This window comes from Telluria sp. PB2R4 (genome assembly GCF_059685695.1).
The window spans coordinates 134006-159085 of record NZ_JCASIC010000014.1; the positions used below are offsets into that span (position 1 = coordinate 134006).

Below are 25080 nucleotides of genomic sequence, written 5' to 3' on the forward strand. Positions count from 1 at the left end.
CTGTCAATGCGCCCAGGCTTAAGGCGCATCAGCCGACTTGCTCAACTATTATTGATAGACGATGTCAGCGCGGCGGTTTTCAGCCCAGGCTGCTTCGTCGCTGCCGGTTGCCTTCGGCTTTTCTTCGCCCAGCGAGACGGCTTCCATCTGGTTGTCCGAGACGCCCAGCGCAGCCATGGCGCGACGGACGGCTTCGGCACGCTTCTGGCCCAGGGCCAGGTTGTACTCGGTGCCGCCGCGTTCGTCGGTGTTGCCCTGGATCAGGACCTTGCGGCCGGTGTTCTTGGTCAGGTAGCCCGAGTGGTTGGCGACGACCGGCTTGCCGTCTTCGCGCACGACGAAGCTGTCGTAGTCGAAGTAGACGCTGCGGTTGGCCAGCACGCCTTGCGGATCGTTCAGCGGATCGACGCTGCCGGTCTCGACGGGACGCACGTCACGGGTGTCCGGTGCCTGGGCGACCGGCGCCGGGGTCGGGGTCTTTTCGACGACCGGGGTTTCCTGCAGTTTGGTCGACGAGCAAGCGGTCAGCAGGACGGCGGAAGCGATGAGGGCCAATTTCTGGAAATTGCGCATGGTTTTTCTCCTTGTCTATTAAAGTTTTACTGCTTTTACTTCATGAAGGGACCCCAGCTGGGCTCCCGAATGTTTCCCGCATTGGTGGTCAAGCGCTGCTTGACCCGTCCATCCACTGAGACCACGGCGAGCGAGGCACGCCCGCCGCCTTTGGTTGCATACATGATGTACTTGCCGTTAGGCGAAAAACTCGGTTCGGTGGCCCCATCGGCCAGGCGCAGCTCCTGGCCGCTGGCCAGGTCCATCGCGTAAAGAGAAAAACCGCCGCTGCGCTGGGAAATCCAGGCCAGTGTCTTGCCGTCGGACGACACGCGCGGGCTGATGTTGTAGTTGCCGTTGAAGGTCACGCGGGTGGCGTTGCCGCCCGAGGCGCTCATCTTGTAGATCTGTGGACCGCCGCTGCGGTCGCTCATGAAGTAAATGGTCTGTCCGTCGGCCGAGAACTGCGGCTCGCTGTCGATCGCCGGGTTGTTGGTCAGGCGCTGGTGGCCGCTGCCGTCCGGGCGCACGCTGTAGATTTCGGTGTTGCCGTCCTTGGACAGGGCCACGGCCAGTTTGCTGCCGTCCGGCGACCAGGCCGGCGCGGAGTTGTTACCCTTGACGTTGGAGATCACGTTGCGGCGGCCGGTCATCAGGTCCTGCAGGTAGACCACCGGTTTGCGGTCTTCCAGCGAGACGTAGGCGACCTTGGAGCCGTCCGGCGACCAGGCGGGCGAGATGATCGATTCGCGGCCGTGGGCGGCGACGATCTCGTTCTCGCCGTCGGCGTCGGCCACCACCAGCGCGCTTCCGCGGCCGGTGTTCTTCACATAGGCGATGCGGGTCGAGAAGACGCCGCGCACGCCGGTCAGCTTTTCGTAGACGTCGTCGGCGATGCGGTGGGCCTGCAGGCGGATGTACTTCGGCTGGACTTCGCCGCCCAGCTGCGAGATCTGCGCGCCCTTGACGGTGTCGTGCAGCTTGTAGCGTACGGCGAAGCGGCCGTCCGGACTGCGCGAGACGCTGCCGACCACCAGCGCGTCGGCGCCCTTGGCCCTGAAGGCGGCCAGGTCGATGCTGGCGCTGTCGCTGATGGTCTGGCCGGCGTCGATCACCTTGAAGATGCCGCTGCGCTCGAGGTCGGCGCGGATGATGTCGGACACATCGGCCGGGGCGATGCCTTCGTCGGCGAAGGCGGCGACGGCAACCGGGATCTGGTTGCTGCCGACACCGGCGATCTCGACCTTGATCTGGGCCTGGGTGGCTGTGCCCATCAGGATGGTCGCGCTAAACAGCAGGTAATGGAGTTTTTTCATAGTCTGTCTCTGAAACCGAATCAGTCGTAATCTTTCATCGAGAAGTTGACGTCGAGCGTGCGTTCCACCGTCCCATCCTTTTTCTTGGGAAGCGGCGATGCCTTTTTGATACCATTCTCCACTGCTCTGTCAAACTCAGGCACACCGCTGCTTTTCACCAGGCGCACCGACATGATTTCGCCGGTCGGCAGCTGCTCCACCTTGAAGATCGCCTTCGGATTGCCCGGCATCGTGGTGCTGCCGCCGTAGGCGGTGGCGCTCTTGATGGCGGCAGTGATCGCGGCCACGTAGCCGGCATCGGCCCGCGGCGCGGTCGATTTCTGGGCCGCGCCGCCCGAGCCCATGGCGCCGGCCATGCGTTTCAGGTCTTCCTGGCGCAGTTTGTCGAGCTTGGCGGCTTCGGCCTTCTCGGCCTTGGCGGCCTTTTCCTTGGCGGCCTTGTCGGCGGCCAGCTTCTCGGCTTTCTTCTTGTCCGCTTCCTTCCTGGCGAGTTCCTTCTTCTCGCGCTCGGCCTCTTCTTTCTTTTTCTTTTCTGCGAGTTCCTGCTTGCGCTCTTCTTCCTTGCGCTCGCGTTCCCGCTTCTCGGCCAGCTCGCGCTTTTCCTGTTCCTTGCGCGCCTTCTCACGCTCCAGCTTGATGTCCGGCTGGACCGGGGCAGGGCGTTCCACCGGCGGCGGCTCAACCACGCGTGGCGGCGGCGGAGCGGGTTCCGGTTCTGGTTCGGGTTCCGGGGCGGGCGGTGGCGGCAGGGCGGGCGCGGCGGCGGTCTGGATCGACATGTCCCAGACTTCGGCTTCGACCGCGACCGGTTCGTTGTTCTGCCAGCTGATGCCGAACCACAGGAAGCCCAGCAACACGGCGTGCACGACCACTGCCAGCATGAAAGCGGGCAGGCGGCTCGGTTCCGGCGGCACGCGGTAGGGCGCGCCGGCGGTGGCTGGCTGAGGGTTAAGCTTCATCGCGGCAGACATCGGTTCTTCATTTGGTGGCGAGTCCCACCCGGTTGATGCCCATCTTCTTCGCTTCGGAAATCATCTGGATCACGTCGTCGTATTTGCTGTCGCGGTCGCCGGCAATCAAGACCGGATAGTCCGGATTTTCCTGGTGCAGGGCGCGCAGGCGCTCGAGCAGGGCGGTGCGGTCGGCCACGTCTTCCATGGCGACCTTCTGCTTGCCGCCGACGCCGATCGACAGCTTTTCCGGCTGGACCGAGATCTGGATGTAGGTATCCGGCGGCAGCGCCGACTTCTCGGCGCTCGGCAGGTTGACCACGCTCGGCACTTCGTTGGCCGGCACCGCCATGAAGATGATGAGCAGCACCAGCATCACGTCGATGTAGGGCACGACGTTGATCTCGGACTTGAAGCTGCGTTTGCGTCCGCTGCGCAGGCTGCTGGAAAAAGCCATTCAGGGATCTCCGTTTCGCTCAGCGCGCCTGGCGCTGCAGGATGTTCGAGAATTCCTCGACGAAGCTCTCGAAGCGGATCGCCAGGCGGTCGATGTCGTGGGTGAAGCGGTTGTACGCCACCACCGCCGGAATCGCGGCGAACAGGCCGATCGCGGTGGCGATCAGGGCTTCGGCGATACCGGGCGCGACCACGGCCAGGGTGGCCTGCTGCACGCTGGCCAGGCCGCGGAAGGCGTTCATGATCCCCCACACGGTGCCGAGCAGGCCGATATAAGGGGACACCGAACCGACCGAGGCCAGGAAGTTCAGGTGGATGTCGAGGGCGTCCAGTTCGCGCTGGAAGGCGGCGCGCATGGCGCGGCGCGAGCCGTCCAGTACCGGACCCATGTCGTTCACGTCACGGGCGGCCTGCTTGCCCTTGATGAATTCGCCCATGCCGGCCTCGAAGATGCGGGCCAGCGGGCCGCTCTGGTCGCGCTGGGCGCTGGCGCTCTGGTGCAGCGTGTGCAGGTTGCCGCCGGCCCAGAAGCTGCGTTCGAACTGCTCGGTCTGGCCGCGGGCGGCGCGCAGGGCGAACACCTTGCGGAAAATATAGGTCCAGCTCACCACCGACAGGATCAGCAACAGGGCCATGATCAACTGCACCAGGATGTGGGCATTGCTGATCAGGTGAATAAACGAGAGGTCTTGGGTCGCGGTCATCGGTCGTTGTTTGATTGTTCAGTTATTGATGCGGCGCGCATTTTATCAGCAGCATAGTCGGGCAGCGGACGCGGACGCATGGTGGCAGTATCGACGCAGCCTACCTTGACGCTTGCACTGGTCAGCAGCAGATCGCCGCGCCAGGCCTGCTGGGCAAACTGCACCGACGCGCGGCCGAGCTTTTCGACCGTGGTGCGGATGGTCAGTACATCGTCCAGGCGAGCAGGGGCGTGATAGTCGAGGGAGGCGCTTTTGACGACGAAAGCGACGCCAATGGCATCCAGCAGTTCCTGCTGGCCGACGCCGGCCGCGCGCAGCCATTCGGTGCGCGCACGTTCGAAGAACTTCAGGTAATTGGCGTAGAACACGATGCCACCGGCGTCGGTATCTTCGTAGTAGACCCTGACTGTCCAGTCAAAAGCTGAAGGCATTTACCCTGCCATTAATTTTAAATAGGAAACATTTTACGCGATTTCTGCCCGCTCTATGTGCGCTTGCGTACATAAAGAAGGCAAAAGCTCGGGCGTGCCCTCCGAAGAAGGCGAGCTACGATGCGCCGTAGTAGACGTGAAACATAGCCGAAAGGCCAATTACTGTAACACTTTCTCACAATTGCCGAGCGCGCGATACATACCAGCAATACCTCAAGTGCGCTTGATGGTGAACGGCGAAAAGCCCTGGCAAGTCGGCATCAGCTCGATGCTGTTGACGTTCACATGCGGCGGCAGCGTCGCGATCCAGTAAGCGGTATTGGCGATGTCCTCGGCGGTGAGCGGCACCGTGCCTTCATAGACCTTGGCGGCGGCCGCGTCGTCGCCGTGGAAGCGCACGTTCGAGAATTCGGTGCCGCCGCACAGGCCCGGCGCCAGGTTGGTGGCGCGCACGCCGGTGCCGACCAGGTCGGCGCGCAGGTTCAGGGTGAACTGCTCCACGAAGGCCTTGGTCGCACCGTACACGTTGCCGCCCGGGTAGGGGTAATGGCCCGCCACCGAGCCCAGGTTGATCACCAGGCCGCTGCCGCGCGCGACCATGCCGGGGAGCACGGCGCGGGTCATGGTCACCAGGCCCTGGCAATTGGTGGCGATCATGGTGTCCCAGTCGTCCAGCGGCACCTCATGCGCCGGCCTGGTGTTCAGCGCGAGACCGGCATTGTTGATGAGCACGTCGATGTCGCGCCAGCCTTCCGGCAGCCCCGCCAGCGCCGCGTCGATCGAGGCGCGGCTGGTCACGTCCAGCGTGACCGGGAGGGCCGCATCGCCCAATTCGCGGGCCAGGTCTTCCACGCGCTCGGTGCGGCGCGCGGCGAGGATGGCGCGGTGGCCGTTGCGGACGAAGATGCGCGCCATCGCGGCGCCGAAGCCGGCCGAAGCGCCGGTGATGAAGACGATCATGGTTGGTCCCAAAGGCGGAGGAACTGAAAATTGTAGCCGAAGTAGCCACAAGTCCGCTGGCGACCCTTGCTGCTGCTCGTGGCTTGCAAGGAAGACAGCAGTTTCCTTGCCCTAAGGGGCGCGGATCACATACAATCTGGTGAATTTACGTCTCACGTAACTGGCGAAACACCGTGCGTCTGCGACATTGTCACAGAGCCCGGCAAAGGTGGGCACCCACCGGGGAACGTGAGATGTCATCCGCCGTTCGCCTGGGCAGCCACCAACTGGCACTGTTGTGTCGCGCCGCGCGTCGTCACCCTGTGCGCCTGCGCGCCCCGGAGCGCCGGCCCGTCGTCCAACGCTGCCCGTTGCCTGGTATTTCTCTCGATTGGAGTTTTACATGTTTGCAAAAGATCATACGCTTGCCAAGGTCGACCCGGAACTGTGGGATGCCATCCAAAAAGAAAACGTTCGCCAGCAAGACCACATCGAACTGATCGCTTCCGAGAACTACACCTCGCCGGCCGTCATGGAAGCGCAGGGCTCGCAGCTGACCAACAAGTACGCCGAAGGCTATCCGGGCAAGCGCTACTACGGCGGCTGCGAATACGTCGACGTCGCCGAGCAGCTGGCGATCGACCGGCTGAAGCAACTGTTCGGCGCCGAAGCCGCCAACGTCCAGCCGAACTCGGGTTCGCAAGCCAACCAGGGCGTCTTCTTCGCCATGCTGAAACCGGGCGACACCATCATGGGCATGTCGCTGGCGGAAGGCGGCCACCTGACCCACGGCATGGCGCTGAACATGTCCGGTAAATGGTTCAACGTGGTTTCCTATGGCCTGACCGAGCAGGAAGACATCGACTACGAGGCCATGGAACGCCTGGCGCGCGAGCACAAGCCGAAGATGATCATCGCCGGCGCATCGGCCTTCGCGCTGCGCATCGACTTCGAGCGCTTCGCCAAAATCGCCAAGGAAGTCGGCGCCTACTTCATGGTCGACATGGCCCACTACGCCGGCCTGATCGCCGCAGGCGAATACCCGAACCCGGTGCCGCACGCCGACTTCGTCACCTCGACCACCCATAAATCGCTGCGCGGCCCGCGCGGCGGCATCATCCTGATGAAGGCCGAGTACGAGAAGCAGATCAATTCGGCGATCTTCCCGGGCATCCAGGGCGGTCCGCTGATGCACGTTATCGCCGGCAAGGCCGTGGCCTTCAAGGAAGCGTTGTCGCCCGAGTTCAAGGAATACCAGAAGCAGGTGGTCAAGAACGCCGCGGCGCTGGCCAACACCCTGACCGAGCGCGGCCTGCGCATCGTGTCGGGCCGCACCGAGTCGCACGTGATGCTGGTCGACCTGCGTTCGAAAGGCCTCACCGGCAAGGAAGCGGAAGCGATCCTGGGCCAGGCGCACATGACCTGCAATAAGAACGGTATCCCGAACGACCCGCAGAAGCCCTTCGTCACCTCGGGCATCCGCCTCGGCAGCCCGGCCTTCACCACCCGCGGCTTCAAGGAAGAAGACGCGGTCAAGGTCGGCCACCTGATCGCCGACGTGCTGGACAACCCGCACGACGCCGCGACCATCGAGCGCGTGAAGCGCGAGGTCAAGCAGCTGACCGACAAGTATCCGGTCTACGCGAAGTAAGCAACCCCGGGGCCGCTTGCTGCGGCCCTTTTTGACTGCCCGGCGCCCATGAAATGTCCCTTCTGCCAGCATGAAGATACCCAGGTCCTCGACACCCGCGTGTCAGAGGAAGGGGATGCCATTCGCCGGCGCCGGCGCTGTGCGAAGTGCGACAAGCGCTTCACGACCTACGAGCGGATCGAACTGTCGATGCCGATTCTCGTTAAAAAGAATGGCAGCCGCACCGAATACGCGCCGGCCAAGCTGCGCGGCAGCCTGATGCTGGCGCTGCGCAAGCGCCCGGTGGCGGCCGAAGCCATCGACACGGCGGTGGCCACCATCGAGGAAAAGCTCCTGACCAGCGGCCGCCGCGAGGTGGACACCGGCTATGTCGGCGAGCTGGTGATGCAGGAGCTCAAGCGGCTCGACAAGATCGCCTATATCCGCTTCGCCTCCGTCTACAAGAATTTCGAAGACCTGGCCGAGTTCCAGGAAGCGCTGGCCGAAGTCGGTCACCCACGCAAGTAAATCTCTCTGCCGCACGATTGCGCCAGCTCACGGCTGGCTCGTGCTCGCCTGATAACTTCGCAGCTCGCGGATATGACGGGGAGGGCATGGTGCAGGCGCGTATGCAAGGTTTCACATTGGCCGAGGTGCTGGTCGCCTTGTTCGTCCTGGCCGTCGGCATCGTCGGCGCCGGCGCCACCCAGCTGACCGCCGAACGCACCCGCCAGCAGTCGGCCCTGATGTCCGAGGCAGCGCAGCTGGCCGCGTCCCTCGGCGCGCGCATGGGGGTGAATCCTGCGATATCGAACCTTCCCGACGGCGCCAATCCCTATCTGGCATTTTCCTATGACGCTGCCGGCGGTCCGCCCGCAGCCAGCCTGCACTGCTTCGGCGACAGCGCCTGCACCCCGGCCCAGCTGGCTGAATTCGACCTGCACGAAATTCGTCAGGCGGTGCACGCCCGGTTCCCGCGCGGCCGCGTCGCGGTATGCCGCGACGCTTCGCCCTGGGACGGCGCCGGGCGGCGTTTTCGCTGGAGCTGCGACGGCGATACCGGCGCGCTGCCGGTGGTCAAGCTGGGCTGGCAGGGTACGGGCGACGCGCCCGGCTATGTCGGAGTGATCCGATGAGGCCAACATGGCGTGGACAGCGTGGCATGACGATGCCCGAGCTGCTGGTCGGCATGACGATCGGCCTGGCGGTGCTGCTTGCCGCTTCCAGCCTGTTCATCTGGGCCAGCCGTGCCTTTGCCGGACAGGCCGACACAGCCGCGATGGACGATGCCGGACGCTATGCGCTGGAAGCGATCGCGCGCGCTGTGCGGCAGTCGGCCGCGCACGACTGGGACGCCAACGGCGCCGGACCGGATCCGGCAGCGCCGGCGCCGCTGGCCGGCTTCGACGCGCGCAGGGTGAACCAGACCGGGTTCGGTATCGACAACGCTCCCCTCGCATCGGTCAACGGCAGCGACGTGCTGGCGGTGCGCTTCCCGGGCACGGGCGCACCGCCGAACGGCGACGGCACCGCGCTCGATTGCGCCGGCTTCAGCGTGCACCGCAACGAGGAGGGCTGGAGCATCTTCTATGTGGCGCGCAATGCCCAGGGCGATGCCGAACTGCGCTGCAAGTACCGGGGCGCCAGCGCCTGGTCGGCGGATGCGGTGGTGGGCGCGGTCGACAGCTTCCAGGTGCTGTACGGGCTCGACGGCGATGCCGACGGCACGCCGGAGCGCTACGTGAACGCCACCGCGCTGTCCGACCTCGACGCCAGCCTCGCGCTGATGGGTGCCACCGCCGCGGAGCGCGACGCCGACCTGCGCCGCCGCACCCACTGGAAGAAGATCGCCAGCGTGCGCGTGGCGCTGTTGCTGCACGGTTCGGTGAGCCGGCTCGCATCGGCCCGCAATGCCGTGTACGAGCTGTTCGGGCCCGACCATGGCGCCCTGGCGGGCACGGACGATGCCGGTACCCGGCTGCCGGAGGCCGATCTGGCCGGCGATGAAGCGCCGCGCTACCGCAAGGTGTTCGGCACGACGATCGCACTGCCTGCGCGCATGCCCTGAGGATCGCATGAGCATGTCTACCCCGGGTCGATGGCGCCGTGGGCAGCGCGGCGTCGCACTGCTGACCGCGCTGCTCTTGACGCTGGCGGTCCTGATGACGAGCGTCGCCGCGGCGCGCACGGCGCTCAGTGGGGCGCGCGCGGCCAGCCAGGAGCGCGACCGGATGCTGGCGCTGCAGGGCGCGATGGCCGCGCTGGCGGACGCCGAACAGGACATCGAAGGTGGACAGGACGCAGCATCCGGGCGCGCCGCCGCGCTGGCCAACGCGTTGCCAGCCGCCTTCGCCCCTGGCTGCCGCGGCGGCAGGCCCTACGACGGCCTGTGCGAGCGTGCGCCGGACGCCGGCGACATCTTCGCGGCGCTGGCGGACGACGAAGGGCCTGCGGTCACGCTCGGCACGTTCACGGGTGCGCGGATAGCGGCCGGGGAGGGCGGGCTGCCAAGCCAGGCGCCGCGCTACCTCATCGAGCGGATGACGTCGCCCGCCGGTGCGCTGCTGTACCGGGTGAGCGCACTCGGCTTCGGCAGCGCCGGCACGACCCAGGTGGCGGTGCAGGCCTATTACCGCAAGCTGCCTTCTGGCGGTCCCGGCATGCGCGTGGGCTGGCGCGAAATCGGCAACTGGCGCGACAGCGTGGCGTCCGCGGGGGCGTCGCCAACGGGAGAGGGACGATGAAGGGCGATCGTGGTTTCACGCTGGTGGAAATGCTGGTCGTGCTGGCGATCGTCTCCATCCTGGGCGCCATCGCCTACCCGGGCTATGTGCGCCATGTGGTCAAGGCGCGCCGGGTCGAAGCCCAGCTGGCGCTGGTCGACGCCATGCAGCGGCAGGAGCAGTATCGCGCGCTGCACCACACCTATGTCGCGTTCTCGGCAACATCTACCGAGGCCGACGGCCGCGAGTTCCACTGGTGGCTCGGCGCGCGTCCCGAGAGCAGCGCCTACGAGCTTGAAGGGAGGGCCTGCGCGGGACAAGTCATCAGCCAGTGCATCGAGCTGCGCGCCCGGCCGGGAACGGCGAACGTCGACGCGCGCTTCGCCGATCCGGACTGCGGCATCCTGAGCTTCGACAGTACCGGTGCGCAAGGCGCGAGCGGCAGCGCGCCGCGCTGCTGGCCATGAAGCGCCTCGCCACGGGCGGGGCCACGCTGGCCGAGCTCGCCGTGGTGCTGGCCATCGCCGCCGTGGCGTTCGGAATAGCCGCGCCCGACCTGCACGCGCTCCTTACCTCCCAGCAGCTGAAGGCCGCTTCAAGCGAGATGCTCGACGCCATCGCCCATACCCGGGCGCAAGCCATTGCGCGCAACCAGCGGGTCAAGCTGATGCCGCGCGACCCGCGCGGCCTTGATTGGACCCGGGGCTGGACGATGTTCATCGACCGCGACGGCGACCGACGGCCGGGGCCCACTGACGAGCTGCTGGCGGTGCACGGGCCGCTGCCGGCGGGCCTGCGGATCGACTTTTCGTTTACGCAGTCAGCGCCGCCCCAGTACATCGCCTACAATGGCGCCGGGCGCAGCTGCAGCGATGCTGGTGGTAACGCCTCCCGGCTCGGTACGCTGTCGCTGTTCCATGGCGGGCAGATCCGGCGTATTAAAATCAATATGCTCGGGCGCATTCGCCAGTGCAATCCTGCGCGCGACGCAGGCTGCGACGGCGCGCAAGGGCCGCCATAACGGCTACACAGCGGAACGGAACCACCTTGGCAAACGACACGGCACAGATTCTCAACGATAGCGACGGCATGGCGCTGGCCCTCGCGTGGGCAGCGAAAGGCATGTTCATCACGGCGCCGAATCCGCGCGTCGGCTGCGTGATCGTGCGTGACGGCATCGTCATCGGCGCCGGCCATACCCAGCCGGCGGGACAGGCGCACGCCGAGATCCAGGCGCTGCGCGACGCCCAGGCGCGCGGCGAGGATGTGCGCGGCGCCACCGCCTACGTCACGCTGGAACCGTGCAGCCACTATGGCCGCACGCCGCCCTGCGCGGACGCCCTGGTGCAGGCCGGTGTCAAGCGCGTGGTGGCCGCCATGACTGACCCGAATCCGCTGGTCGGCGGGCGCGGCCTGGCCCAGCTCGAAGCGGCGGGCATTGCCGTCAGCGCGGGCGTGCTGGCCGAGCAGGCCCATGAACTGAACATCGGCTTCTTCTCGCGCATGCGGCGCGGCCTGCCCTGGGTGCGGCTGAAGGTGGCCGCCAGCCTGGACGGTGCCACTGCGCTTGCAGGGGGCGAGAGCCAATGGATCACCGGGCCCGAGGCGCGCGCCGACGGCCATCTCTGGCGCGCCCGCGCGCAGGCGATCCTGACCGGCATCGGCACGGTCAAGGCCGACGATCCCCAGCTGACCGTGCGCGGCATTGATACGCACCTGCCGCCCATGCCGCCGCGCCGCGTGATCGTCGACAGCCGGCTCGAGATCGACCTCGGCGCCCGCATCCTGCAGGGCGCGCCGTGCTGGATCGCCGTGGCGGAGGCGGCGCAAGGGACCGACAAGGCGGCGGCGCTGCGTGCGGCGGGCCATGAAGTCATGGTGCTGCCGAACGCGCAGGGCAAGGTCGACCTGCCGGCGCTCATGCACGAACTCGGCCGCCGCGAGATCAACGAAGTGCACGTGGAAGCGGGTGCGAAGCTGAACGCGTCGATGGTGCGCGAAGGCTGCGTCGACGAGCTGCTGGTCTACCTCGCGCCGAGCCTGATCGGGCCGGGGCAGGGCATGTTCGAGCTGCCGCCGCTGGCGCAGCTCGGCGACCAGCGCCGCCTGCGTTTCCACGACCTGGCGCGGGTCGGCGACGACATCCGCATCCTGGCGCGCTTCGCCACACCTGACATCACTACTGAGGAATAAAGCCGTATGTTTACTGGAATCGTCGCCGCTGTCGGCAATATCAAATCGGTCACCCCGTTGGAAGGCGGCTCCTTCGCGGGCGTGCGCCTGGAAGTGGACGCCGGTCCGCTGGCATTAGGCGACGTCGCACTTGGCGACTCGATCGCCATCAATGGCGCCTGCATGACCGTGGTGGCCAAGACCGAGCAGGCCTTTACCGTGGACGTCTCGCGCGAAAGCCTGAACAAGACCGTGGGGCTGGCGTCGCCTGGGGAAGTCAACCTGGAAAAGGCGCTGACCCTGGCCGAACGGCTGGGCGGGCATTTGGTATCCGGCCACGTGGACGGGCTGGGCACCGTGCACAGCTTCGAACCGGTGGGTGAATCGCGCGAACTGGTGATCGACGCGCCGCGCGAGCTGGCCAAATTCCTGGCATACAAGGGCTCGGTGGTGGTCAACGGCGTGTCGCTGACGGTGAACCGGGTCGACGATCTCGACGGGGCGGGTGGAAAAGTGTGCCGCTTCTCGATCAACCTGATCCCGCACACGATCGAGGTGACCACGCTCAGGCACCTGCAGGCGGGGTCGAAGGTGAACCTGGAGATCGACCTGATTGCGCGCTACGTGGAGCGCATGCTGTCAGCCAAAGGGTAGGGTGGGCGGGTCTCCCCGCCCACGCGGTGATCGTTATCGGTTCCGTTCTCGTGCTCGGTGATCTCGCTGCTGGTTGAACGCGTGGGCGGGGGACCCGCCCACCCTACGGTTAACCGCCCGGCACCGTTGTCTTGGCGTTCGACGCCGCCACCGTCTCCGCCGCCTGCGCCTCCGGATTCAACACCACCTGCACATAGTTCTGCTCATTGAAGTAGCGCCGCGCAGCCAGGCGGATATCCTCGGCGGACAGCGCCTGCACCTGCTTTTCGACCTGCAGAATCGCGCCCGGGTCGGTGCCTTCGCCCAACGCCGTCTGCAGGTGTCCCAGCCAGTAGCCGTTCTCGCGCAGCGAGCGGCGGTGGTTCTGGATCCAGTTGGTCTTCACCTTCTCCAGGTCGGCCGCCTCCGGCCCCTGCGCCTGCAGGCGCTTGATTTCGGCGAAGGTCGCGGCGATCACCTTGTCCACGTTCTCCGGCCCGGTCGGCAGGGTCACGCCGATCGAGTAGTTCCCGTACGGGATCTTGCTCAGTACGCCCGAGGCGCCGCCGCCGTAGATCAACGCCATCTTCTCGCGCAGCACGCCGATGATGCGCAGGTTCACCACCTCGAGCAGGGCCGACAGGCGCAGCTGCTCGGCTTCGGTGAATTCGGCCGGGCCGGTGAAGGTCAGCGAGATCGTGCTCTTCGGCTCCGAGCCGCTGCGCACCTCGCGCTTGACCACCCCCGTGGCCGGACGCAGGCCCACGTCGCGGTAGGCCACCGTGAGCTCCGCCGTCGGCAGGCTGCCGAGGTAGGTCGCCAGCAGCGGCTTGATGGCGGCCAGGTCGAAACTGCCGACCAGGATGAAGGTGAGGTCGCGGGCGGAGGAAAAACGCTGGCGGAAGATCTCGATGCTGCGGTCGAGATCGATCCGCTCGTATTCCTCGGCCTTGAGGGTGCGCGGCGCGCGCGGGTGGTTGTTGTACAAGGCCGCCATCACGGCGTCGCCGAAGTGCGTGCCCGGCTGCGCGGTCTGGTTGCGCGCCTGCTCGGCCTGCTTGCCGACATAGGAACGGAACAGGTCTTCGTCGCGCCGCACGCCCTGGAACTTCAGCCAGGTCAGTTGCAGCATGGTCTCGATGTCGGTCGCGCCCGAGGCGCCGACCACGACATCGGTATAGTTGGCCAGGCCGACGTTCACCTGCGCCGCCTTGCCCGCCAGGATCTTGCGCATGTCGAGCGGGGTGAATTCGCGCACGCCCATGCTGGCCACGATCGCATTCGCGAAGCGGGCATTGAGGATGTCCTGGTCGCCGAACAGGCTCTGGCCGCCGAAACGGGCGGCGCTCATCATCACCTGGTCATTGAGGAAGTCGGTTGGTTTCAGGATGACCTTGACGCCGTTCGACAGCGTGAGCCGGGTCAGGCCGAGCGCCTTGTCATGCGACTCGGCCACGATGCTGCCGGGCTCCGGCGGACGTTCCATCAGGCGTGCTGCGACCGCCTTGTCGTCGTGGGGACGCACTTCGGCGCGCTCGGCGCCGGCGACCGCGGCCAGCAGTTGCGGGCCCTGCGGGGTGTCGGCGCGGGTCACACCCGTGTACAGCACCAGTTTTCCCGAGTCGGCCGGGATGGTGCGGCGCGCATAGGCGTTCATTTCGTCCAGCGTGATGCCGGGCACCAGCTCGCGCACGTAGCGGTATTCGGTGTCGATGCCGGGGATCGCTTCCTGCTGCAGGAAATTGCGGATGTACTCGGCGGCATAGGTGCCGGAGTCGCTCTTGGCGCGCTCGTTCCAGGCCTGCTCGTAGGTGCGCATCATGTTTTTCTTGACACGCTCGAGTTCGTGCGCGCCGAAGCCGTAGCGGCGCGCGCGCTCGTTTTCTTCGACCAGCGCGGTGAGCGCCGCTTCGGCGCCGCGCGGTCCCAGCGCGGCCGAGGCGTTGTACGAGCGGTAGCGCGGGGTCAGCTTGCCGAGCGAGCTGCCGGCGCCCATGAAGGGCGGTTCCGGCAACTGCGACAGTTCCTGCAGACGCTGGTTGAGCATGCTTGAGAACAGCGCCTGCACCAGGTCGTCGCGGTAGGCGCGGATGGTGCCTGCTTCATGGACCGGCTGTACCGGGTAGCGGATCAGTACCGCATTGCCGGTGGCTTCCTGGTCAGTGACGATCAGCGCCTCGGTGGCCTGGCGCGCCGGGATCTCGGCATACGGGCGCGGACGCGCCGGGACCGGATTCTTGAGATGGGCGAAATGCGCCTTGACCAGCTTTTCGGCGCCAAGCGGGTCGATGTCGCCGACCACCACCACCGCCATCAGGTCGGGGCGGTACCAGTCGCGGTAAAAACGGGTCAGCGCCTCCGGCTTGAAGTTGCGCAGCACCTCTTCGGTGCCGATCGGCAAGCGCTCGGCGTATTTCGAACCGTTGAAGATCGCCGGCATGATCTGCTTGCTCATGCGGTCGGAGGCGCCTTTGCCGAGGCGCAGCTCTTCTAGCACGATGCCGCGTTCCTTCTCGATGGCGTCGGCATCGAAGCGCAGGCCGTGGGCCCAGTCTTCCAGCACCTGGAAGGCCCGCGACACGTGCTCGGGCTTGTCGGTCGGGATCGGCAGGATGTAGACGGTTTCGTCGAACGAGGTATACGCGTTCAGGTCGGCGCCGAACCCGACCCCGATCGACTGCAGGTAGGAGACCAGCTCATGCTTGCGAAAGTTGGTCGATCCGTTGAAGGCCATGTGCTCGACAAAGTGGGCCAGGCCGCGCTGGTCTTCGTCTTCGAGGATGGAACCGGCCTTGACCACGAGGCGCAGCTCGAGCTTGCGTTCCGGGCGGGCGTTGCGCTGGATGTAATACGTCAGGCCGTTGGCGAGCTTGCCCACCTTGACCTGCGGGCCGACCGGAATCGGGGCGTCCAGGCGCAGCGGCGCGGTGGTGGGGGACTTGGCGGCTGCGGCTGCGGCGGGTGCTTTCGCGGACACCGTGGCGGCAAGGCCCGCCATCGACTGCACGCAGAGCAGCGCGGCCAAGCACAGGCCGCGCACGGAATTCTTGCTCATCGAGGATCCAATTCAGAGGATGAGCACGCATTCTACCGCGCGTGGCGGTTGAAGCTGTTGCGCTGTCGTAGTTGCAGGATAGACGGTGGCATGGCAAACGGCGGCTCGCTCATACGGCAACGCGGCCCTTGGCCAGCAGCGCTGCCATTTCGTGGGCCGGCACCGGGCGGCTGTACAGGTAGCCCTGCATCACGTCGCAGCCGATCAGGCCCAGGAAGTCGCGCTGGCCGATGGTTTCCACGCCCTCGGCCACGACCGCCAGCGACAGGCCCTGGGCCTGGGCGATGGTGGCCTGGGCGATGGCGGCGCTGCGCTGTTCGACCGTGATGTTGCGGACAAAGGTCTGGTCGATCTTGAGCTTGTCGAGCGGGAAGCGCGACAGGTAGCCGAGCGAGGAATAGCCGGTGCCGAAGTCGTCCAGCGACAGCGACACGCCCATGGCGCGCAGCTCGGCCATTTCGGTCTCGGCCACGGCGCTGTCTCCCAGCATCACGCTCTCGGTCAGCTCCACCTCGAGGTAGCGCGGCGCCAGGCCGCTCTCCATCAGGGCCTTGCGCACGATCGCGCTCACCGCGCCGGCCTTGAACTGGTTGGCCGAGACATTGACGGCCACCCGCACCGGCGGCAAGCCGGCATTTTGCCAGGCCTTGTTCTGGAAGCAGGCCTGGCGGATCACCCATTCGCCGATCGGGTGGATCAGGCCGGTGTCCTCGGCCAGCGGGATGAAGTCGCCCGGCGGCACCGCGCCGATCTCTTCGCTGCGCCAGCGCAGCAGCGCTTCCATGCCCACCACGCTGCCGTCGATGCGCGAGACCTGCGGCTGGTAGTGCAGGGCCAGTTCGTCGCGCTCGATGGCGCGCCGCAGGCGTGTCTCCAGCGCCAGCCAGCGCAGCGCCTGGGCGTTCATTTCGCCCTTGAAGAAGCGGAAGCCGTTGCGTCCCGCGCCTTTCATCTCGCCCAGTGCGGCGTCGGCGGCCTTGAGCAGGTCGCCCGGGGCATTGCCGTCGCGCGGGAAGATGCTGATGCCGACGCTGCCGGTGACCACCACGTCGTGCTCGCCCACCGAGTGCGGCTGGGCGATGGCGTCGATCAGGCGGCGCGCGGCCAGGATGATGTCGTCGTTGTCCTTGCAATTGGTGAGCAGCAGGACGAATTCGTCGCCCGACAGGCGCGCCAGCGTGTCGGTCGGGCCGGCGATCTGGCCGACCCGGCGCGCCACTTCGCGCAGCACCGCGTCGCCCGCCGCATGGCCGAGGCTGTCGTTGATGCGCGAGAGGCGGTCGACGTTAAACAGCAGCAGCGCAAGCTGACCGTCGCCCTGGCGCGCGGCGGCCATCGCCTGTTGCAGGCGGTCGTTGAACAGCGAGCGGTTCGGCAGCAGGGTCAGGGCGTCGTGGTTGGACAGGAAGTCGAGCTGATGATGGGCCGCCTTCAGCGCCGACAGGTCGGTCGACACCGAGACATAGGCGGTCAGCGCGCCGGCCTCGTCGCGCACGGCGCTGATGCTCAGGCGCTCGGGGTACACCTCACCGTTCTTGCGGCGATTCCAGATCTCGCCGCGCCACTGGCCGTCGACCTCGAGGCAGTGCCACATGTCGCGGTAGAAGCTCGTGTCGTGCCGTCCGGAGCGCAGGATGCGCGGGCTCCGGCCCATCACCTCCGACTCGCGGTAACCCGTGATCTGCTCGAAAGCCGGGTTGACGGCGACGATGTTGGCGTCGGCATCGGTCATCAGGATGCCTTCCTGGGTGCTGTCGAAGACCTGGCGCGCCAGTTCGAGGCGGTGCTCGCTCTCGCGCAGGGCCTTGTCGGCGTCGGCGCGCGCCAGCGCCTCCAGCTGCAGCTGGGCGGCGTGGCGCTGGACCACGTCGTACAGGTTCAGGTTTTCGTAGGCCACCGCCAGCTGGGCGGCCAGCGCGGTGGCCCAGCGTTCTTCCTCGTCGGTGAAGGCGGGAGCGCCGGGACGGCGCGCGCAGTACAGCCAGCCGTGCGGGTGCTGCAGGTCGTGTACCTGCAGGCCAAGGAAACTGCCCATCGGCGGATGGCAGGACGGCATGCTCTCGAGGGCTGGATCGCCGGCCGCCAGGCGCAGCGGCGCGCGGGCGCGCAGCAGCATGCCGGGCAGCCGTCCTTCGTCGAGCGCATGTGCGGCCAGCAGGCTGGGCTCCAGCGACCAGGTGTCGAGGTGGCGCACACCGCGTTCGGCGCGGTCGAGCAGGCACAGGGCGGCACAGTCGGCGTGCAGCACGCGGCGCGCGGCGTCGAGGAAGGAGGCGGCCAGGGTCTCGACGCGGCGCTCGCCGATCAGGGCCAAGCACATGCGCTCGAGTTCGGCCAGGCGCGCGCCCAGGTCGAAAGGCAGGGCGCGCTCGCCTTCCGGCCTTGGTGGCGGCACCGGCAGCGGCGGTTCGCCTGCGAGCACGCCCAGCTCGGAGTTGATGGCGTCGAGGATCTGCTGTGGGTCCGCCGGCTTGGGCAGCACGGTGGCGACACCGCAACGCGCCGCCATGGCCTGGGTTTCGCGCTCGGCATAGACCGCCGAGAAGAAGATGACGCGGATGCCGCGCAGGTCGGCGTCGTGGCGCAACTGCTGCACCAGTTCGTAGCCGTCCATGACCGGCATCAGGATGTCGGTAATTATCAGGTCGGGGCGCTGCGCGCGCGTGAGTGCCAGGGCCTGGGCCCCGTCTTCCGCCTCGAGCAGGCGGTGCCCGGTGAAGCCGAGCAGCGCGTTCAGGAAGGCGCGATTGCTCGGCCTGTCGTCGACAATCAGGATCGTCGCCATTCAGTCCCGCCTTTCCGGTACAGGCGCGCAGCGGCTGGATGGATGCGGGACAGCTGACATGGCAGCTCCAGGAAATGGCCGCGTGACGCCGGGGAACAGCCTCGGCGACAGGAGTGGCCGCGATGTCATCATCATAATCGAGTCATACGTGAGCACGCTAGTTTGTTACGTGCGGGAAATAAAGCTTAGCAATTCCGTGCGCCGGCGTGCACACGAATTCACGTTTGTTGCTGTGTGGCAACGTGCATTGACGAATCGTCAGCCTTGTGTTTGAGGAAGGACTGCCGCTCTTCGGTTGAAAGGCGGTAAATCCTTTAAAATAACGGATTACGCCAAACCGCTGTTTCAAGGAATCCCGTATGTCTATCTCCAGCACCGAGGAAATCGTTGCCGAACTGCGCGCAGGGCGCATGGTCATTCTTGTCGACGAAGAAGACCGCGAAAACGAGGGCGACCTGGTGCTTGCCGCCGACTTCGTCACCCCGGAAGCGATCAACTTCATGATCCGCCATGCGCGCGGCCTGGTCTGCCTGACCCTGACCGAAGCGCGCTGCGACGAACTTGCGCTGCCGATGATGACCTCGAAGAACGGGACCTCGTTCGGCACCAACTTCACGGTGTCGATCGAAGCGGCCGAGGGCGTGACCACCGGCATTTCCGCGGCCGACCGCGCGCGCACCATCCAGGTGGCCGTCAACAAGGGCACCACGCCTGACGACCTGGTCCAGCCGGGCCACATCTTCCCGCTGCGCGCCCAGAATGGGGGCGTCCTGATGCGCGCCGGCCATACCGAAGCCGGCTGCGACCTGACCGAGATGGCCGGCCTGACCCCGGCCTCGGTGATCTGCGAGATCATCAAGGAAGACGGCACCATGGCGCGCCTGCCGGACCTGATCGAGTTTGCGCGGGAACACAATCTGAAGATCGGCACCATCGCCGACCTGATCCACTACCGCAGCCAGAACGAAAGCCTGGTCGAGCGCGTGGCCGAGCGCCCCTTGAGCACCCCGTACGGCGATTTCAAGCTGGTCGCCTACCGCGACAAGCCGAGCGGCGCGGCCCACCTGGCCCTGGTGCACGGCGAGCTGGCGCGCGACAAGGAAGCCCTGGTGCGCGTGCACCAGCCGGTGTCGATCCTCGACGTGCTCGGCAACTGCGCCTCGACCCACTCCTGGGACCTGGCCTCGGCCATGAAAACGATCCAGGGCGGCGAGTGCGGCGTCGTCGTGCTGCTGAACTGCGGCGAGACCGCCGACCAGCTGTTCGCCCAGTTCACCCCGCGCGATACCGGCCCAAGAAGCGCCCGCGCGGCCTCGATGGACCTGCGCACCTACGGCATTGGCGCCCAGATCCTGCGCAACCTCGGCGTCGGCAAGATGCAGCTGCTGGCCAACCCGCGCAAGATGCCCTCCATGACCGGCTTCGACCTCGAGGTCACCGGCTACCTGCCGCAACCCGGCGCCTGACAGCGCGCATCGGCTTGCGAATACCCACTAATATATACACACCATCGAGAAGAAGAGGTCAGCCATGACGGTAGGAACTTTTGAAAGCAATCTGGCGGGTGAAGGCCTGCGCATCGGCATCGTGCAGGCCCGGTTCAACGCCGACATCGGCCACGGCCTGCTGTCGTCCTGCCTGGCCGAGCTGAAGCGCCTGGGCGTCGCCGATGAAGACATCCTCCACATCACGGTGCCGGGTGCATTGGAGGTGCCGCTGGCGCTGCAGAAGATGGCCGATACCCAGCAGTTCGACGCGCTGATCGCGCTGGGCGCGGTGATCCGCGGCGAGACCTACCACTTCGAACTGGTATCGAACGAATCGGGCGCGGGCATCACCCGCATCGGCCTGGACTACGGCATGCCGATCGCCAACGCCATCCTCACCACCGAGAACGACGAGCAGGCCGAGGCCCGCATGGCCGAGAAGGGCCTTGACGCGGCGCGTGTCGCGGTCGAGATGTCGAACCTGCTGTTTGCGCTGGAAGAGCTGCAGGCCGAAGAAGAATAAGTAGAAGTAGTAAAGGAAAATTACATGAACGACAAGCAAACGCACGCCAACCCGAGCAAGAACCGCACGCCGCGACACCGGGCGCGCGAGTTCGCGCTGCAGGGACTATACCAATGGCTGCTCAACAATGAGCCGGCCCGCACGGTCGTCACCAACATCCGCGGCGCCCACGGTTTCGAGAAGGCTGACGGCGAGTTCTTCAGCGAACTGCTGAACGGCGCCATCGCCACCTCGGTCGAGCTGCGCGAAGTCATCGCACCCCTGATCGACCGCAGCGTGGCCGAGCTGTCGCCGATCGAGCACGGCGTGCTGCTGCTGGGCGCCTACGAGTTGAAGAACCATCCGGAAGTCCCGTACCGCGTCGTCATCAACGAAGCGGTCGAGCTGACCAAGTCCTTTGGCGGCATTGACGGCCACAAGTACGTCAACGGCGTGCTGGACAAGCTGGCATCGACCCTGCGCCCGGACGAAGTGGGTGGCGACGCACGGCGCTGATCTCGTCGCTCCCTATCAAGAAGCCACCGCGGCCTTGCCGGGTGGCTTTTTTCTTTTGGAGTTGGCCTCTCCTGAATTTCCGAGCACCGCGCTTGCTTGCCGGTCGGATGGGACGCGCTGCCGCATGGCCTGCCGGGTGTACACGCGGGCGATGCCTGGCTCGCAGGCGGCAGCAGTGCCCTGATGGCAGTGCCATCCATGATCGTTCCCGAGGAATTCAAGGTCCTCATCAATCCGCAACATCCCGATGCGCGCCGCCTGCAGGCGACCATGGTGCGTCTGTGGCGCTACGATCAACGCGTGATCTAGGAACCTATCCCGGTAGGGAGGAGGAAGCTAGCGGCGATGCATGGGAAGCGCGGGCAAGGCGCGAGGAGGCCGCATGCCTAGCCATGCAACGACGAGCAACGGCGCCCCCGCTTGCCATGCGCGCCGAAAGCGACTCATTCCCTACTGGGATAGGTTCTAAGCACTCGCGCCAACAAAAAACCACCGCCGCGGCGGTGGTCCGTGAGGAGTGTTTTGCCTGGCTTACAGGGTCGCCAGCGCTTCCGAACCGTGGTTCTCGGCCTTGACCGGCGCGGGCGCCGGGCTGACCTCCGGGGTTTCGGTCGGAACGGCGGCGGGCGCCTGCTTGACCACGACCGGCGCCGGCAGCGGACGCGGGTTGGTGGTCGGGACCTTGTGCCCGCGCGCCACCTGCTTCAGGCGCTTGTACTCGGCCAGCACCTTGGCGCCGTAGCCGGAATCGCTTTCCATGTCGGCCGCGCCGACATACGTTTTCAGGCCGCCTTCGACGGAACCCGTGCGCTTGACGTAATCCTTCAGGATCAGGGCGCCTACCTTGATGTTGGCGACCGGATTCAGCGCCGCTTCCTGGCCGCCGACCTTTTCGAACTTGTCGTGGTGGACCTTGGCCATGACCTGCATCAAGCCCTTCGCGCCCACCGGGCTTTCGGCGAACGGGTTCAGGCCGGATTCGATCGCCATCACCGCCAGGATCAGCAGCGGATCGAGCTTGACCTCGTGCGCCGTCATGTAGGCGGTGGAGACCAGCATGTTGGCGGCGTCGCTGGCAACGCGGTAGCGCTTGCTGAGCCAGGAAGTAACCCATTGCTGCTGCTTGCTGTCGCCCAGGTGCTGGGCGCCGGCAGAGCTGGTTTCGACCGGCTCGGCGGCTTCCACGAGCGCAGGCGCCGGCGCGGCAGGGGCGACGGCAAGGATTTCAGGCTCCGGATGGAGCAGGTTCGAGACACGCTTGGCGACGTCTTCGTTGGTGTACAGCAGCGCGAGCATCGCGACTGCGGAGAGACCGAATACGGTCAGGGTGTTGCGTGCGGTATTCAGTGCACCGCGTGCCGCTTTGCTCACGGAAGATAACGTGACTGGCTGGCTGGCCATGGATTGCACGAGCCTTGCGCTCGTGATGAAACGATGGATCATCGAATTCCCCTTGTCGCGGCAAAAAGAGTCCTGTCACTGCGCTCATAGGAAATTCGCGCTGTGTTGGTGAACTGATTGCCGTGCATCAGAAATATCGTAGGTCGCCGCGTTGCGGCCGACTAACGCCGTCATTGCTTTGCTACAGCTGGCTGCTTTACAACCCGTGCGGGTAGAACCAGTGGCTCAACAACTGTCTCGGGGGATTGGGCAGACGCCCAGTGAAAACACTCCTCAAAAATGTCATATGGGGCCCCGACCCCGTGAATGCATGAGAACAGCTAGAATCATGTCGAAACGATTTGCCTGCCTCATCAAGTAGGACGGATTCTAGTGGCTCCTTTATACCAAGTCAACCCTAGCACGTTCCGTCCTTATTACTTTTAGGTCTGATTTCCAGCGCGAAATTTTAAATGTCTTGCTAAATCAACTACTTGGCATGATGCCTTGAACCAGCTTCTATTGAAGAGATAACGATCAAAACTTGATGAAATATTCAGATTTGCGAGATTTTATGGCCCAGCTCGAACGAATGGGCGAGCTCAAACGTGTTGCCGTACCGGTGTCGTCCCACCTGGAAATGACGGAGATCTGCGACCGCACCCTGCGCGCCGAAGGGCCGGCACTGCTATTTGAAAAGCCGACGGGGGCGGGCGGCGTTCCGCACCCTATTCCAGTGTTGGGCAACCTGTTCGGCACCCCGCGCCGGGTGGCGCTCGGCATGGGCGCCGAAAGCGTCACCGAGCTGCGCAACATCGGCCATGTGCTGGCGCGCCTGAAGGAGCCCGAGCCGCCCAAGGGCTTCAAGGACATCATGGGCCTCGGCTCGCTCGTCAAGGCGGTATGGGACATGGCGCCGAAAGAAGTGCGCGGGGCCTCCTGCCAGGAGATCGTATGGGAAGGGCAGGACGTCGACCTGGCGCGCCTGCCGATCCAGCACTGTTGGCCGGGCGATATTGCGCCCTTGATCACCTGGGGCCTGGTGATTACCAAGGGGCCGCACAAGAAGCGGCAGAACCTGGGTATTTATCGCCAGCAGGTGGTGGGCCGGAACAAGTTGATCATGCGCTGGCTGGCGCACCGCGGCGGCGCGCTCGACTTCCGCGAGCACGCACTGGCCAACCCGGGCCAGCCGTATCCGGTGGCGGTCGCCTTGGGCGCCGACCCGGCCACCATCCTGGGCGCCGTCACCCCGGTGCCGGACAGCCTGTCCGAATACCAGTTCGCCGGCCTGCTGCGCGGCCAGCGCACCGTGCTGGCCAAGGCCATCGGCAGCGAGCTGCGGGTGCCGGCCTCGAGCGAGATCGTACTGGAAGGGCATATCTACCCGGACGCGAACCACCCGTCCGGCTTCGAGCATGCGCTGGAGGGCCCGTATGGCGACCACACCGGCTATTACAATGAGCAGGACAGCTTCCCGGTGTTCACGGTCGACCGCATCACGATGCGGCGCGATCCCATCTATCACTCGACCTATACCGGCAAGCCGCCCGACGAGCCGGCCGTGCTGGGCGTGGCCCTGAACGAAGTGTTCATTCCGCTACTGCAGAAACAGTTCAGCGAGATCACCGACTTCTACCTGCCGCCGGAAGGCTGCAGCTACCGGATGGCGGTGGTGCAGATGAAGAAGCAGTATGCCGGCCACGCCAAGCGCGTGATGTTCGGGGTGTGGAGCTTCCTGCGCCAGTTCATGTACACCAAGTTCATCGTCGTCGTGGACGAGGATGTCGACGTGCGCGACTGGAAAGAGGTCATCTGGGCCATCACGACCCGGGTCGACCCGACCCGCGACACGGTCATGGTCGACAATACGCCGATCGACTACCTTGACTTCGCCTCCCCGATCAGCGGCCTGGGCAGCAAGATGGGGATCGACGCCACCAACAAGTGGCCGGGCGAGACCAGCCGCGAGTGGGGCACCCCGATCGTGATGACGCCGGAAGTGAAGGCGCGCGTGGACGATATCTGGGGGCAGCTGGGGCTGTAAAGACCGGTCTTGCGTGCGTCATGCGCGGGAGAGGGCGTATAGACTTCGCCTTCGATCCCCCTGCATTGGAGCCCCGATGAACATCCTGATGGTGCTGACTTCGCACGACCGCCTCGGCGACACCGGCAAGAAAACCGGTTTCTGGCTGGAAGAGTTCGCCGCTCCCTATTATGTGTTCCTGGATGCCGGCGCAGCCGTCACGCTGGCCTCGCCGCGCGGCGGGCAGCCGCCGCTCGACCCGAAGAGCGACGAGCCCGACGCGCAGACCGACGCGACCCGGCGCTTCCGTGCCGATCCGCAAGCGCAGAGTGCGCTGGCAAGCACGAGCAGGCTGTCGGCCATGGCCGTCGAGGACTTCGACGCCGTGTTCTACCCGGGTGGCCATGGCCCCCTGTGGGACCTGGCGGAAGATGCCGATTCGATCCGCCTGATCGAGACCATGCTGGCCGCCGGCAAACCGGTCGCTGCGGTGTGCCACGCGCCGGGCGTCTTCAAGAGCGTCAAGGGACCGGACGGCGAGCCGCTGGTAAAAGGCAAGCGCGTGACCGGCTTCACCAATACCGAGGAGGCCGCCGTCGGCCTGACCGAGGTAGTGCCCTTCCTGGTCGAGGACATGCTGGCGCAGCAGGGCGGGCGCTACAGCAAGGCAGGGGACTGGGAGTCCTACGTTATTACCGACGGCCTGCTGGTCACGGGCCAGAACCCGGCATCGTCGGAAGCCGGAGCGCATGCCTTGCTGGCCCTGCTGAAAGACCGCGGGTAGTCCGTGCAAAAGATTGATTGCTAACCCGGCCCCAAAATC

Annotated in this window: 25 protein-coding genes and 1 riboswitch; of the genes, 15 read left to right on the forward strand and 10 right to left on the reverse strand. The window is 65.9% G+C overall.

The window, feature by feature from the left end; genetic code table 11:
- Positions 1 to 48: 48 nt before the first annotated feature.
- The 7 genes from pal to AC56LU_RS20665 all read right to left on the reverse strand — a co-directional run bounded on the left by pal (position 49) and on the right by AC56LU_RS20665 (position 5369).
- Positions 49 to 573 (reverse strand): peptidoglycan-associated lipoprotein Pal, encoded by a 525-nt coding sequence (gene pal, locus AC56LU_RS20635; protein WP_497177487.1) that lies wholly within the window; start codon positions 571 to 573, stop codon positions 49 to 51.
- A gap of 35 nt (positions 574 to 608) precedes the next feature.
- A complete protein-coding gene (gene tolB / locus AC56LU_RS20640) occupies positions 609 to 1868 on the reverse strand; it encodes a Tol-Pal system beta propeller repeat protein TolB (RefSeq protein ID WP_497177488.1) in 1260 nt (419 codons plus the stop codon).
- Positions 1869 to 1888: 20 nt separating this feature from the next.
- The gene (gene tolA, locus AC56LU_RS20645; protein WP_497177489.1) at positions 1889 to 2827 is read right to left on the reverse strand and encodes a cell envelope integrity protein TolA; all 939 of its coding nucleotides are present in this window, start codon (positions 2825 to 2827) and stop codon (positions 1889 to 1891) included.
- 19 nt (positions 2828 to 2846) lie between these two features.
- Positions 2847 to 3275, reverse strand: a complete 429-nt coding sequence (locus AC56LU_RS20650; protein WP_497177490.1) for a biopolymer transporter ExbD — start codon at positions 3273 to 3275, stop codon at positions 2847 to 2849.
- Positions 3276 to 3294: 19 nt separating this feature from the next.
- The gene (tolQ, locus tag AC56LU_RS20655; RefSeq protein ID WP_497177491.1) at positions 3295 to 3978 is read right to left on the reverse strand and encodes a protein TolQ; all 684 of its coding nucleotides are present in this window, start codon (positions 3976 to 3978) and stop codon (positions 3295 to 3297) included.
- A complete protein-coding gene (gene ybgC, locus AC56LU_RS20660; protein ID WP_497177492.1) occupies positions 3975 to 4409 on the reverse strand; it encodes a tol-pal system-associated acyl-CoA thioesterase in 435 nt (144 codons plus the stop codon). The genes tolQ and ybgC overlap by 4 nt, the downstream gene beginning before the upstream one ends.
- 213 nt (positions 4410 to 4622) lie before the next feature.
- Positions 4623 to 5369: an SDR family oxidoreductase gene (locus tag AC56LU_RS20665; protein ID WP_497177493.1), complete on the reverse strand. Its 747-nt coding sequence runs from the start codon at positions 5367 to 5369 to the stop codon at positions 4623 to 4625.
- A 146-nt stretch (positions 5370 to 5515) separates the two neighbouring features.
- Positions 5516 to 5633: riboswitch (ZMP/ZTP riboswitch) on the forward strand.
- Positions 5634 to 5751: 118 nt separating this feature from the next.
- On the opposite strand from AC56LU_RS20665, the gene glyA reads away from it, so the two are divergent.
- From glyA to AC56LU_RS20710, 9 genes are all read left to right on the forward strand, one after another.
- Positions 5752 to 6999: a serine hydroxymethyltransferase gene (gene glyA / locus AC56LU_RS20670; RefSeq protein WP_497177494.1), complete on the forward strand. Its 1248-nt coding sequence runs from the start codon at positions 5752 to 5754 to the stop codon at positions 6997 to 6999.
- Positions 7000 to 7047: 48 nt separating this feature from the next.
- Positions 7048 to 7506: a transcriptional regulator NrdR gene (nrdR, locus tag AC56LU_RS20675; RefSeq protein WP_159695734.1), complete on the forward strand. Its 459-nt coding sequence runs from the start codon at positions 7048 to 7050 to the stop codon at positions 7504 to 7506.
- A 101-nt stretch (positions 7507 to 7607) separates the two neighbouring features.
- The gene (gene pilV, locus AC56LU_RS20680; RefSeq protein WP_497177495.1) at positions 7608 to 8114 is read left to right on the forward strand and encodes a type IV pilus modification protein PilV; all 507 of its coding nucleotides are present in this window, start codon (positions 7608 to 7610) and stop codon (positions 8112 to 8114) included.
- Entirely contained in the window at positions 8111 to 9046 is a 936-nt protein-coding gene (locus AC56LU_RS20685; protein WP_497177496.1) for a PilW family protein, read from the forward strand. The genes pilV and AC56LU_RS20685 overlap by 4 nt, the downstream gene beginning before the upstream one ends.
- Positions 9047 to 9053: 7 nt before the next feature.
- Positions 9054 to 9722, forward strand: coding sequence for a pilus assembly PilX family protein (locus AC56LU_RS20690; protein WP_497177497.1), 669 nt, complete (start codon positions 9054 to 9056; stop codon positions 9720 to 9722).
- Positions 9719 to 10168: a type IV pilin protein gene (locus AC56LU_RS20695; protein ID WP_497177498.1), complete on the forward strand. Its 450-nt coding sequence runs from the start codon at positions 9719 to 9721 to the stop codon at positions 10166 to 10168. Before AC56LU_RS20690 ends, AC56LU_RS20695 begins: the two co-directional genes overlap by 4 nt.
- Entirely contained in the window at positions 10165 to 10722 is a 558-nt protein-coding gene (locus AC56LU_RS20700) for a GspH/FimT family pseudopilin (protein WP_497177499.1), read from the forward strand. The genes AC56LU_RS20695 and AC56LU_RS20700 overlap by 4 nt, the downstream gene beginning before the upstream one ends.
- Positions 10723 to 10790: 68 nt before the next feature.
- Positions 10791 to 11894, forward strand: a complete 1104-nt coding sequence (ribD, locus tag AC56LU_RS20705) for a bifunctional diaminohydroxyphosphoribosylaminopyrimidine deaminase/5-amino-6-(5-phosphoribosylamino)uracil reductase RibD (RefSeq protein WP_497177521.1) — start codon at positions 10791 to 10793, stop codon at positions 11892 to 11894.
- A 6-nt stretch (positions 11895 to 11900) separates the two neighbouring features.
- Positions 11901 to 12527 (forward strand): riboflavin synthase, encoded by a 627-nt coding sequence (locus AC56LU_RS20710; protein WP_497177500.1) that lies wholly within the window; start codon positions 11901 to 11903, stop codon positions 12525 to 12527.
- Positions 12528 to 12636: 109 nt separating this feature from the next.
- On the opposite strand, the gene AC56LU_RS20715 is transcribed toward AC56LU_RS20710, so the two are convergent.
- Together AC56LU_RS20715 and AC56LU_RS20720 are read right to left on the reverse strand one after the other, a co-directional pair.
- A complete protein-coding gene (locus AC56LU_RS20715) occupies positions 12637 to 15561 on the reverse strand; it encodes a M16 family metallopeptidase (RefSeq protein WP_497177501.1) in 2925 nt (974 codons plus the stop codon).
- Between the two features lie 109 nt (positions 15562 to 15670).
- The gene (locus AC56LU_RS20720; protein ID WP_497177502.1) at positions 15671 to 18346 is read right to left on the reverse strand and encodes a two-component system response regulator; all 2676 of its coding nucleotides are present in this window, start codon (positions 18344 to 18346) and stop codon (positions 15671 to 15673) included.
- Between the two features lie 359 nt (positions 18347 to 18705).
- Here AC56LU_RS20720 and ribBA point away from each other — a divergent pair, with 359 nt between their 5' ends.
- From ribBA to AC56LU_RS20740, 4 genes are all read left to right on the forward strand, one after another.
- The gene (ribBA, locus tag AC56LU_RS20725; RefSeq protein ID WP_497177503.1) at positions 18706 to 19812 is read left to right on the forward strand and encodes a bifunctional 3,4-dihydroxy-2-butanone-4-phosphate synthase/GTP cyclohydrolase II; all 1107 of its coding nucleotides are present in this window, start codon (positions 18706 to 18708) and stop codon (positions 19810 to 19812) included.
- Positions 19813 to 19876: 64 nt separating this feature from the next.
- Entirely contained in the window at positions 19877 to 20356 is a 480-nt protein-coding gene (ribH, locus tag AC56LU_RS20730) for a 6,7-dimethyl-8-ribityllumazine synthase (RefSeq protein WP_497177504.1), read from the forward strand.
- A 24-nt stretch (positions 20357 to 20380) separates the two neighbouring features.
- Entirely contained in the window at positions 20381 to 20851 is a 471-nt protein-coding gene (gene nusB / locus AC56LU_RS20735) for a transcription antitermination factor NusB (protein ID WP_497177505.1), read from the forward strand.
- 96 nt (positions 20852 to 20947) lie between these two features.
- Positions 20948 to 21160: an RES family NAD+ phosphorylase gene (locus AC56LU_RS20740; protein ID WP_497177506.1), complete on the forward strand. Its 213-nt coding sequence runs from the start codon at positions 20948 to 20950 to the stop codon at positions 21158 to 21160.
- Positions 21161 to 21382: 222 nt separating this feature from the next.
- Here AC56LU_RS20740 and AC56LU_RS20745 read toward each other — a convergent pair whose 3' ends face one another.
- Positions 21383 to 22252 carry a transglycosylase SLT domain-containing protein gene (locus AC56LU_RS20745; RefSeq protein WP_497177522.1) on the reverse strand — a complete coding sequence of 290 codons (870 nt, stop codon included), beginning with the start codon at positions 22250 to 22252 and terminating at the stop codon, positions 21383 to 21385.
- A 526-nt stretch (positions 22253 to 22778) separates the two neighbouring features.
- Between AC56LU_RS20745 and ubiD the strand changes: the two genes are divergently transcribed.
- On the forward strand, positions 22779 to 24278 hold the full coding sequence (ubiD, locus tag AC56LU_RS20750; protein ID WP_497177507.1) for a 4-hydroxy-3-polyprenylbenzoate decarboxylase: 1500 nt from the start codon (positions 22779 to 22781) through the stop codon (positions 24276 to 24278).
- Positions 24279 to 24354: 76 nt separating this feature from the next.
- Positions 24355 to 25041 carry a type 1 glutamine amidotransferase domain-containing protein gene (locus AC56LU_RS20755; RefSeq protein WP_497177508.1) on the forward strand — a complete coding sequence of 229 codons (687 nt, stop codon included), beginning with the start codon at positions 24355 to 24357 and terminating at the stop codon, positions 25039 to 25041.
- Positions 25042 to 25080: the final 39 nt, after the last annotated feature.